The sequence below is a fragment of the Methanomethylovorans sp. genome, from assembly GCF_041447285.1.
GTDB lineage: Archaea > Halobacteriota > Methanosarcinia > Methanosarcinales > Methanosarcinaceae > Methanomethylovorans.
Genome location: NZ_JBGMEB010000006.1, coordinates 198,344 through 210,450 on the forward strand (window position 1 = coordinate 198,344; position 12,107 = coordinate 210,450).

The window sequence follows — 12,107 nt, forward strand, 5'->3', positions numbered from 1 at the left end:
TCCCTAAGAGATGTAATTCAGGTACCTTCATTTCTCATTGCTTAGAGTCAGGCTTATTATTTTTATTCGATAATTTATTTATACAACTCATGTATTCTTCATACTAAATAATTGGTTAATTTGACTATGGAATAACGAGCAATTCGTTCGTTTAGATAAGAACAAAAATCTTATCTAATATTAGACTATAAGGTTATAATTACGAGAATTTCCTGACAGGTATTCAGATGGCATTTAAAAAGTTATTTCTCTCAGCTTGCGCATTATTTATGCTAGTTTTGCTTTCAGTTCCATGTGCATATGGTATGGGTTATGAGGCCAAGTTGTACAATGATCAGGGCCTTGAAATGGCTCGTAATGGCTCTTATACCGAAGCACTGCAGTTATTCGATCAAGCTCTGGAACTTGATCCTCACTCTATAGAGATCCTTGAGAATAAAGCTTCAGCTCAGTATTTAATGGGCGATGCCCAGTCTGCTCTTGAATCATATGAAGTCATTCTGGCCATTCAATCGAATTCTTCCGAATTCACTTATAAGAAAGCTATTATGCTGGAAACTGTAGGCAGATATCAGGAATCTCTTGATATTTACGACAATGCTCTTCAGAAATTCGATACACAATATTCTGTTCAGCCTTTAGATCCATCTGATACTTCTTCCAATGAATCATCTTTAAACGATTTAAATGCTACCACTTTTGATATTGAATATATTCAGCTGGTCTATCACAAAGGTAAGTCTCTTGATGGTTTAGGAAGGCATGATGAGGCAATGCTTTGTTATGACCATATACTGAACATTTTCTCAAGCTATGCAAGTTCGATGTACGATACAGGTTATTCCTATTTGCAGGTAGGAAGATACAATGATTCCATTTCATCTTTTGACGCCGCTTTGACAATGGTGCCAGATAATCCTGATATTTGGCTTTCAAGAGCAACAGCTTATGAAGCAGTTGATGAATACGAAAAAGCTATTCAAGACTATGACAATGTTCTGAAGCTCGACTCTTTTAATATGGAAGCTCTCTCCGGAAAAGCACGGCTAGCAACTATCCTTGGTGATCATGTTTCTTCGATTGAGGCTTATAATCTGATAATTTCTCAGGACCCATACAACATCAATGCCTGGTATATGCAGGCCCTGAGTTATGATAGCATGCAGCAATATAATGAAGCTATCAGTTGTTATGATCAGGTGCTTGCACTTGATCCTCAAAATGCTACTGCCTGGGATAATAAAGGCAGAGTTTTATCTTCTCTCGGCCGTTACTCAGAGGCAATAGAATGTTATGACCGTGCATTGCAGCTCAATCCTGACGGTCTAAGCGGTGTATACGTCGCAGACATGTCTTCTTATCTTTTCATAGATGAAGTAACTTCAATGGAATGTTATACAGAGACTCCTCAATTTAATACAGAGTCAGCAGATATCTGGTACAATAAGGCTACAGCTTTTTATAAACTTGGCAAGTATGAGGATGCGATATTATCCTATGATAAGGTAATAGAACTCGAACCAAATATTGCCGTAGTATGGTACAACCGTGCCATAGCTTTTGATATGCTTCAAAAGTATGAAGAAGCTGTCGATAGCTATAGCAAAGCTCTCAGTCAAGATTCATGTGCCCGAGTATGGTTTGAGAGAGGTATAGACCTTGATAAGCTTGGTCTTCCTTCAGAGGCAATAAAAAGTTATGACAAAGCTATAAAAGAGAACCTGAATTTTTCAGCTGCTCTATATGCAAAAGCTTCTAATCTGGAAAAAATGGAGAGGTACACTGAAGCTCTCGCCACTTATGATCAATTGCTTGAGTTACATCCGGAATCTGCAGATGTATGGTACCATAAAGGCACAGTGCTTGATAAACTTGGTAACTATGAAGAAGCCATTTTTGCATATGAACAGGCACTTTCGATAAATCCGGATTACCCTGAAGCCAATTTCCGCATTACTGTAGATAACAATCTAATTATAGCAGATAATGCAACCAGAAACATGGATCGTATGCAGACTGATCAGGCTACCATGATTCAGATCTTCAAGGGTGCAGTTCTTAGTCCTATTAGTAATACTAAAGTACCTGAATCTATAATCAAATCAAATAGGGATGATAGTGTTCTACAATCTGAAGCTTTCGATGTAGACTGCATTGATGTATGGGATGCCAAGGGCATTTCTTACCAGAGTATTGGTAAGTACGATGAGGCTATTGCTTGTTATGATAAGGCTCTTATGCTAGATCCTACTTCAGCTGTAGTCTTGTGCGATAAAGGCTCTGCACTGGCAGATTCAGGTATGGATTTATCAGCTATCGAATGCTATGAAAGTGCTGTATCATTTGATCCCGGTTACTCTCCGGCATGGTACGCTCTTGGGGTCATGTCTTTCACCACTGGTGATTCAGAAAGGGCTTTGATGTGCTTTGATAATGTGCTTTCTCTTGACCCGCAGGATATTCCTGCTATGATACAGAAAGGGAATGTGCTTTTTAGTAAGGGTTCATATACAGAAGCTCTTCAATATGCAAATATGGCATTATCCCTGGATCCAAATAACTCCCAAGCTCTATGCAACCTCGGTGATGCTTATTCTGCTCTTGAGAAATATCAGGATGCTGTATCCTCTTATAATAAGGCACTTGAGGCAGATCCTGGAAACGTTACTTTACTCTATAAGCAGAGTGTTGTATATGAAAAACTTGGGTATTTTGATGAGGCCATAGCTCGTTATGATCAGATTATCTCGGAGAAGCCTGAAAATACAGATATCATCTATCAAAAAGGATTGGCTCTTGACAGGATGGGCAGGTATGATGATGCGATCGCTTGCTACGATCAGTTGCTTCAGTCAAACCCATCGGATACTCTTCTGCTGGGAACTAAAGCCTTCTCCTTCTATCTTAAAGGTGATTATCAGCAGGCTCTGGCTGGATTTGATCAGCTGCTAGCAGTTGATCCCAACTCAGTATCTGCTATGTATCACAAGGCTACTATTTCGTATCTTGTAAGCAGTTACAAGGGTTCTGTTTACTACTATAATCAAACCCTCGAAATGGATCCCACGTGCATAACTGCCTGGTATAATAGAGGTTTCATATTCAACGTGATGGGTCAGGTGGAAACAGCTATATCATCTTATGATGGCGCTCTTGCTATTGATCCGACATCCTCTTCAACTCTTTACAATAAGCGTTTTGCTCTATACAGAATAGGCAAAGCAAATGAAGCGGAGGCTTGTAAGCAAACTTTGGAATCTGTTGATCCAGGCTTTGAAGCAGCATTACGTGACCGTGGAACAAAATTCTTCCTCCCCACAGTGTATAGTGAATCTCTGGACTATACACTTCCGACGAGGTGGTATGCAGAAAATGTGACCGTTTCGCAAAATACAAGTATCGCTGAGCCTCAGCCGGCTCAGACCCCATCTTTTAATCCGGGAACATAATTGTAGTGCTGTATCTTTTTGCTTTTCTCTTTTTATTTATGTTTGGTACATAATGTAGTCACTCAAAGCATATTTATTGATTCAGACTTACTATACCTCAGAGATACATTAAAAAACAACATCAGGAGGATTATATATGGCAATTCACCCCATTGAATACCGTTACGGTACAGAAGAGATGAAATTTGTCTGGAGCGAAGCTAACCGCCTTGATAAATTAATGATGGTAGAGGCTGCACTTGCTAAAGCTGAAGCAGATCTCGGTTTAATCCCTAAGGGAGCTGCAGATATCATTTCTGCAAGTACAAATCTTGTGGAACTGGATCGTGTGAAAGAGATAGAAGATGAAATTCATCACGACATGATGGCTGTAGTTCTTGGGATTTCTGAAAAGTGTCCCGAAGATGCTGGAAAATGGGTGCATTTCGGTGCCACTTCCAATGATATTCTGGATACTGCCACAGGTCTTCAGCTTAAGGAAGCTGTGCAGGTTCTGGAAGAGAAGATGAACAAGTTACTTGATGTATTGCTCGTACAGGCTGAAGCTCATAAGCATACAGTATGTGCAGCCAGAACTCATGGGCAGATAGGCGTGCCGACCACATATGGGCTAAGGTTTGCTATCTGGGCTTCTGAGGTAGCACGTCACATCGAGCGTCTGGAACAGCTAAAACCCCGCCTGCTTGTAGGGCAAATGACTGGTGCTGTAGGTACTCAGGCAGCTTTTGGTAAAGATGGTATAGAAATACAGAAACTTGTGATGCAATATCTTGAAATCGGTTCTGTAGATGTGTCCAATCAGATCATACAGCGTGACAGGCATGCTGAATTTGTCATGTGGATGGCTAACACTGTAACAACCCTTGATAAGATAGGTGTAGAGATACGTTCTCTCCAAAGAACGGAGATTGCTGAAGTTGAGGAGAGCTTCAAGAAAAAGCAGGTAGGCTCTTCTACAATGCCTCACAAGCGCAATCCCATCAAGTCCGAACAGATATGCGGCCTTGCAAGGATTGTGCGCGCTATGGTTGAACCTGAGCTTTTGAACAATACTCTATGGGATGAACGTGATCTTACCAATTCCTCATGTGAAAGGATAGTGTTCCCAGAAGCATGCGTGCTCACAGATCATATTATCAAATTAGGTATAGGTGTTATCGAGAACCTCAGGTTCTATCCTGAGAATATCCGTCGCAACCTCAACTTGCTAAGAGGCCTGAACATGGGAGAGGCCGTAATGATCGAACTTGCGAAGAGAGGCGTAGGCCGCCAGGAAGCTCATGAGATCGTGCGTTCCAGTGCAATGGAAGCCCATGAGACTGGGAAGCATTTCAAGGAAGTCTTGCTTTCAAAACCTGATGTAGCAAACTACCTTAGTGAAGAAGATATCAACAGTCTGGTAGATCCGGATAAATATATCGGAACTGCAGTTGAACAAGTTGAAGCTGTTGTACAAAAATTGAAGAGGACATAATTGTCCTCTTTTCCAGAAACTTCATTATAATAAGTAGGGCGACTCGCTAACTATATATCGATAATAAACCAGCTCAACTATTGAATTCTCCAAATTACCATAACAAGAGTTCATAATAGTAGTTTTTCAAAAAAGTAAAAACTCCTTCTGAAAGAAGTGAGGAGTTTTGCCGGAGGAGGCGGGATTAATTCCGGCTGCCACTTTCACTATATGATAGTGGCTTCAATTCTAACGGAGTTGGAGCCTTCAAATACTGGATTTTGTATTTTGTTCCAGCGCTCTAGAATATATTTCTAGATAGGCTTTTGTCCACACTTCTTTCAACTTTTGGAGTCTGTTCCAGAGGTTGGTGGCGTTGGTGTCTATTCCATTTGTGGTCTAGAGCAATTACAAATCCCTCCTTCGGTTTGTATCGCTCAATCAGTACATAGGAGCAAAGATATATGAAGTTTTCATATTGAATATATATGTGTGACAATAATCTATAGTTATTTTAGTTTATATTTATCGATCTGTGTAAACTATCCTCTACTTTTAAGATAAAAAAGTCTCAATGTAGGATCCAAAAAACTGGTTTGAAAAATCATTTCCTGGAAGCTTTCTCCAATACCCTTTGCAGAAACATTCCAGTATATGATATCTCATTTTTTACTATTTTCTCAGGTGTGCCCTGGGCTATGATTTCCCCACCCTTTTCTCCACCTTCTGGTCCAAGGTCGATTATCCAGTCAGCCGTCTTTATGACATCCAGATTATGCTCAATGACTATCACTGTGTTTCCGCTGTCTACGAGTTGTTGCAGCACTTCAAGTAGTTTCTTCACATCATGGAAATGCAGTCCTGTTGTAGGCTCATCCAGAATATACACTGTTTTACCTGTGGAGCGTCTGCTAAGTTCAGTGGCAAGTTTCACTCTTTGTGCCTCGCCGCCAGATAATGTTGTTGAGGACTGGCCCACTTTTATGTATCCCAATCCCACATCATATAAAGTCTGAAGTTTCCTCTGGATAGCAGGAACGTTCTCAAAGAACTCCAACGCTTCTTCCACTGTCATATCCAGAACATCTGCTATATTACGATCCTTATATGTGATCTCCAGGGTCTCCCGATTATAACGTTTTCCATGGCACACTTCACAGGGCACGTATACATCAGGGAGGAAATTCATCTCTATAGTGATGGTTCCATCTCCGGAGCATGCTTCACACCTGCCTCCACGTATGTTAAAGCTGAACCTGCCTGCCTGGTATCCTCTTGCTTTTGCAAGCTTTGTCTGTGCGAATAATTCTCTTATGGGCGTGAACAAATTAGTGTAGGTAGCAGGATTTGATCGCGGAGTTCTGCCAATAGGCGATTGATCTATAGTTATCACTTTGTCTACCAGTTCGAGTCCGCTAATAGATCTATATTTTCCAGGTCTTTCTCTGGCCCTGTTAAGCTCTTTTGCCAGCACCTTGTTGAGAGTTTCATTTATAAGTGTGCTTTTTCCGGAACCGGATACCCCCGTAATACACAACATGATACCAAGGGGAAATTCTACATCCAGATTTTTGAGATTGTTCTCATTGGCACCGTAGAGACTAAGCTTTCCTGTGGGTTCCCGTCGTTTTTTCGGAACTTCTATGCTAAGTTCTCCACTCATGTATTTCCCGGTAAGAGAGTTCTTGTTTTCCATAATCTGTTGAGGTGTGCCTTCTGCAACGATTTCCCCACCGTGAATACCAGCACCAGGTCCCATATCCACAACATGGTCGGCACTTTCTATTGTTTCATCATCATGCTCTACTACCAGTACAGTGTTCCCTATATCCCGAAGATGTTTTAATGTATTAATGAGCCTCAGGTTATCTCTCTGATGGAGTCCTATACTGGGTTCATCTAAGATATACAGCACTCCCATAAGGCTGGACCCTATTTGTGTGGCTAATCTGATACGCTGAGCCTCTCCTCCTGAAAGTGTAGCTGATGACCTGCTTAGTGTCAGGTAATCAAGACCAACATCCATTAGGAATCCCAATCTTGCTTTGATCTCTTTAAGAATCAGGCGGGAGATAGTGTATTCCCTTTCATTGAGCTTTGTTTCAACATTCTGGAAGAAGTACAGAGTTTCTTCCACTGACATGTCTGTGATATCGATTATGTTCTTTCCATCAATGGTAACTGCAAGACTTGAAGGCTTGAGTCTTTTTCCATTGCACACCAGACATGGTTTGGTACTGATGTACCGTGCCATTTTTTCTTTTGTGTTGTCAGATTCTGTATTTTCGTAGGTTTTGGATATATTAGCGATAACTCCCTTGAATCTGCCAGTGTGTTGCCACACGCCTCCGGTACGGCCGACATGGACATAGGGAATGTATTCATTCGTACCATACATTATCGCATGCTTTGCCTTTTCAGGCAGTTGCTCGTATGGTGTATCCATGGAGAATCCCATATGCTTTGCCAGGGATTCCAATGATTGCATGTAATAACCATCAGCAGTGCTCCAAGGCTCCACAGCACCTTCACGCAGGTTCAGGGATTTGTCCAGTACGATCAGATCAGGGTCAAACTCCATTGAAGTGCCAAGGCCATGACATTCCGGGCATGCTCCCTGAGGGCTATTGAATGAGAATGCAGAAGGTTCAAGGTCCTCAAACCCAGTTCCACATTCTGGACAGGCCATTTTTTCACTGAAGGTAAGCTCATCCCCTTCAAGTATCTGTACTGTTACAGTGCCCCCACTTTTTTCCAGTGATGTCTCCACGTCCTCAGCAAGCCTATCACGGATACCTTCCTTGATAACAAGCCTGTCAACAACAATATCGATATTGTGCTTGTAATATCTACCAAGCTCTACATCCTTTGCTTCTTCAAGAGAATATATCTCTCCGTCAATGCGTACTCTTGAAAAGCCGTCTGCCAGCAGGTCTGCGATCAGTTTCTTATATTCTCCTTTCCTTTCCCGGACAAGAGGAGAGAGTATGTGGATCTTTGAGCCTTCTTTGATCTTCATTATACTGTCTACTATCTGGTCTACGCTCTGAGGTTCTATTATTCTTCCACAGTCTGGGCAGTGGCGAATGCCTATGCGGGCGTACAAAAGTCTCAGGTAATCATATATTTCGGTAACAGTACCCACTGTGGACCTGGGATTCTTGCTTGTGGTCTTCTGCTCGATAGAAATGGCCGGTGATAAACCTTCTATGTATTCTACATCGGGTTTTTCCATGAGCCCTAGGAACTGGCGGGCGTAGGCTGATAATGATTCTACATATCTGCGCTGCCCTTCGGCATATATGGTGTCAAAAGCCAGAGATGATTTACCCGAACCACTAAGCCCTGTAATAACTATGAGTTTGTCCCTGGGTAGTGTCAGGTCGATGTTCTTAAGATTATGCTCTTTGGCACCTCGGATGATTAAATTATTCAAAGACATGGTCTGATAGATCTCTTTGCGATGTGTTCAACATAAAAAAGCCGTATGAGACAAAGATATTTTCCCCATATGTCCCACTTAACACCATATCATCACATTCGATTATATTTAAATAATTCGGAGATGCTATGGCAGCACAAACTATCTTTTAATATATGATCTAAAGAATATTTCTGGTATTTGTATCCACGGAACTGTTCTTGGCTTGGAAGAGGATATTTTCCTAAGGCATTTCTTCTACTTATCCTGTCACAGGATAAACGTTACTATTGCCAGTATTATAAAGATGATCACAAGCCACTTTGCGATCTCCATTGACATGCCGGCAACTCCGCGTGCTCCCAATACATAGGAAACAAAAGCTAGTATCAGAAACAGAACAGCTAATCCAATCAAACTCATATTTCACCACTCCTTCAAAATAATTTTCCATTCTCAACTATTTGAGCCAGAGTACTTATAAGTTGGCATCTAAAGAGCCTCAATAATGCATCTTATGACTATGCGGAGGCAGTAAGGGAAAATAAGTTCATATACACTGGTTTGAGGCATTTTACCAATGTATATGATCTTGGATTGGTCCTCAAAGAGGACTCTACCAGACATTATGTATTTTTAACTACGATCATGGTTATGCTATCCCTTTGATCCCTACTCCTATAGATAATTTACAACATTACATTTCTCAGTGAGTCTTGATGTACTCTATCATCTTTGGTGTCAGCAGCGGCGCGATCTGCGGAAGCATGTTTGGCATCAGGTTTGCCATTGCAGCAGGCATGAGATCAGGCATCTGCTCCAGCATGTAATCTGGCATTGGCACTCTCTTTTCCACTGCCTTGAGCATCTTTGGCATGACCTTTGGCATCAGTGATGGCATGAGCAAAGGCATCATCTTCGGCATCATAGGCTTCATAAGAGCATCCATGCCCGGTACATACTTTACCGTTTTCATCATTGCCTGCATGTATGAAGGCATAGCACCGATCATGTCAGGCAGCAGTTCCACCATCATTTCGGTCATGTTCTCCGGGACCATGAGGTCTATCATCTTGTCAAAGGTAGCCCATGCAACGAGAGCATCATTAGTTGTGTCCGGAATATCATATCCCAGGCTGCGGGCTGCCAGGGCACCAAGGTCCTGTATCTGCAGGTTCATATTGTTATCCCTTGCAGTGATCCTGAACTGCACCATGCAGCATGGGCAAAGGGCTGCCATTATATCTGCTTTTTGATCAAGTGCTTCCTGAAGGCGCACATTCCCTATCTTACCTGCTACCTTTGGTTCATCTATGAGCGTTACCACGGAACCACAGCATAGAGCCTCCTCTCTGTTATGTTCCATTTCCCTGAACTGCACGCCCGGTATTGCTTTGAGCAATTCACGAGGTGGCTCGTAGACACCTGCACCAGCCCTGCCGATATGGCATGAGTCGTGCCATGCGACAACCTTGTTCAGTGGCACCTTGAACTTTGGTTTCAGTACATCCAATTTATCTACCAGCACTTCAGAATAATGCTTGGCTTCGATGTTGAAATCCATTCCCAATTTCTTGGCCCACTGTGGATATAGAGTCCTCCACATCAAGAGACATGCTGGACATGAAGTGACAACTGTCTTAACTCCTTTTTTCTGCATGTTTGCAGTGTTCATCTTCATTATCTTCTCGAAGATATCCCACTTTCCTGCAACAAGCATCGGTATACCACAGCATGCTTCCTTGTCACCAAGGTATGTGAATTCGATTCCGGCTTCATCAAGCAGACGTACAGCACCAACAGCTACATCTTTCTCAACAAAAGATGCAGTACAGCCTGCAAAATAGGCCACTTCAGCTTTATCCTTTATCTTAGCACGGATATCGTTTGGCATCCATCCATCCCTGTCCTTTCTGTAGTTAGCCCAGATGTTTCTTTCCTTTTCAAGGCTCTGTGCCATTATCTCAAACGGTGGGATGGTCATCATTTTCTTCTTCTGAACAAAGTTCTCCCTGAGTGTCATCCAGGAACGTTCGATGGGAAGGTCAAGCTGACAGTAATGGTCACACATCTCACATGTGGTGCATGCCAAGAATGTGTCTACCTGTTCCTGATCAAGTTCAGCTCTGCCAGCAATGTACTCTTTCAGGAAGAACCACTTTCCACGGGGCGATTGTGATTCCCATCCCCGGCCATAATACTGGTCGCATTCGCGTACACAGTAACCACATTGCGCACAGGTGTAAGCGTGAGATAGGACTTCTCCAGGTATGCCTTTCTGGTCGGTGAACTCATGTGCACTGACCCCCGAACGATTGCCTACGAAACGGGCAAGTGGCTCAAAGCTCTTTGCCATGGTAAGTCCGGTCTTCATCAGGGATTTTCCTGTTAGAGTTTCAGGATTCATTATATCTTTTGGATCAACCTGCTTTTTAAGTTCCTGGATCTTAGCCAGTTTATCTCCGAATACCTTGTCAGCATTTTTCGCAAAGTACATTCCGGATGTGTATATCCGTCCTTCATTTTCTTCTGCGATCTTTACTATACTAATGGCAAGTGGAAAGGCCATATTATATTTGAAAGAGCGCTCAGAATGGGGCATAAAACACAGGAGGACAGCCTGATCACCTTTAGCAACCATGCCTTCCACGAGTACAGGAAGAGCTATTTTCTTATTGATTTCATCAAAAACCTTTCCAATGCTGGACACAGGTACAATTACTTCTGCCGGGATGAATGATGGTCCGAGCCTTTTGACCTTCATGGACCTGAACCATTCTTCAGTCTCATGCTTCGCGATCTCATCTGGCAATATCTCCCCGCCAGTTTCCTTAATGATGCCTTCAAGTGCACTTACATCCCTGGACTCTGGATACGCGAAATTACAAATGTATGCTTTGGGAAGTTCGGGCCTGTGGTCATCCACAGGTTCCCCGTAATGTGTCTTCGGAGGTGCCCTGTTTTTCATTTGTGCCCATTGAGGATTAATAAATGATACTGACCAGAGGGGCACCTTACGCTCTCCTACAAGAGCAATGGCTTTTTGCATGCTTGTGGCATCCGGGAATTTTGCAGATATAGCTGCGGTTTTCTCAAACTCTCTTACCTTCAGAGTAACCTGGGTTATGATACCAATGGTACCCATGGTACCTACGATCTTTTGTAGCTCGTCGCCAGTGAAGTCTTTTATTTCTCCATTGGGGAGCACAACCCTGGCACTATCCATTGTGTCCTGTGACCATCCATACTCATAACTACCATATCCCAAACCGTTCTGCGCAAGCCAACCGCCAACTGTGGCAGACATTGCACTTGAAGGTACCGCCTGTACTGCAAGCCCTTCTTTAATCAGTTTGGATTCCAGTTTTTCCCAGACAATACCTGCTCCTACAGTAACTCTCATGTTCTCTTTATCAATACTGATTATCTTGCGCATAGGAGTTACATCTGCAATGATACCGCCTTTTGTGGGTATGACACCGCCATACCCGGATGATGCACCTGCCCGGGGGACAACAGCTATCTCATATTTCCGGGCAAATTCCATGAGTTTTACAGCCTGTTCTTCATTCCTTACTTTTACTATAGCTGCAGGCTCTGTTTTTCCTAAGAATGTCTTTACAACAGGGGGAAGTGATCCCACGTCATGTGTATAAAAGTGTCTTTCCTTCTTTTTGAAATTGGCCCCTTCTCCAAAAATGGATGCAAGCTCTTTCTTTTGCTGTTCGTTCAATTCATAGACTGCTTTTACCATACTTCTTACCCCATGTGATTTGATGAATAA

The 12,107-nt window shown here is 42.5% G+C and carries 5 protein-coding genes; 2 read left to right on the top strand and 3 right to left on the bottom strand.

Translation table 11 applies throughout. From position 1 onward, the window contains the following. The first annotated feature begins 269 nt into the window (after window positions 1-269). Both ACC612_RS03795 and purB read left to right on the top strand, forming a co-directional pair. Window positions 270-3,449, top strand: a complete 3,180-nt coding sequence (locus ACC612_RS03795) for a tetratricopeptide repeat protein (protein ID WP_371853145.1) — start codon at window positions 270-272, stop codon at window positions 3,447-3,449. A 136-nt stretch (window positions 3,450-3,585) separates the two neighbouring features. Then, window positions 3,586-4,923: an adenylosuccinate lyase gene (gene purB / locus ACC612_RS03800; protein ID WP_371853146.1), complete on the top strand. Its 1,338-nt coding sequence runs from the start codon at window positions 3,586-3,588 to the stop codon at window positions 4,921-4,923. Between the two features lie 583 nt (window positions 4,924-5,506). Here purB and uvrA read toward each other — a convergent pair. The 3 genes from uvrA to ACC612_RS03815 form a co-directional block, all read right to left on the bottom strand. Continuing rightward, window positions 5,507-8,344, bottom strand: coding sequence for an excinuclease ABC subunit UvrA (gene uvrA, locus ACC612_RS03805; RefSeq protein WP_371853147.1), 2,838 nt, complete (start codon window positions 8,342-8,344; stop codon window positions 5,507-5,509). 249 nt (window positions 8,345-8,593) lie between these two features. After that, window positions 8,594-8,746: a DUF1328 domain-containing protein gene (locus ACC612_RS03810; RefSeq protein ID WP_371853148.1), complete on the bottom strand. Its 153-nt coding sequence runs from the start codon at window positions 8,744-8,746 to the stop codon at window positions 8,594-8,596. A 283-nt stretch (window positions 8,747-9,029) separates the two neighbouring features. Further along, entirely contained in the window at window positions 9,030-12,077 is a 3,048-nt protein-coding gene (locus ACC612_RS03815; protein WP_371853149.1) for an FAD-binding and (Fe-S)-binding domain-containing protein, read from the bottom strand. Between the last annotated feature and the right edge of the window lie 30 nt (window positions 12,078-12,107).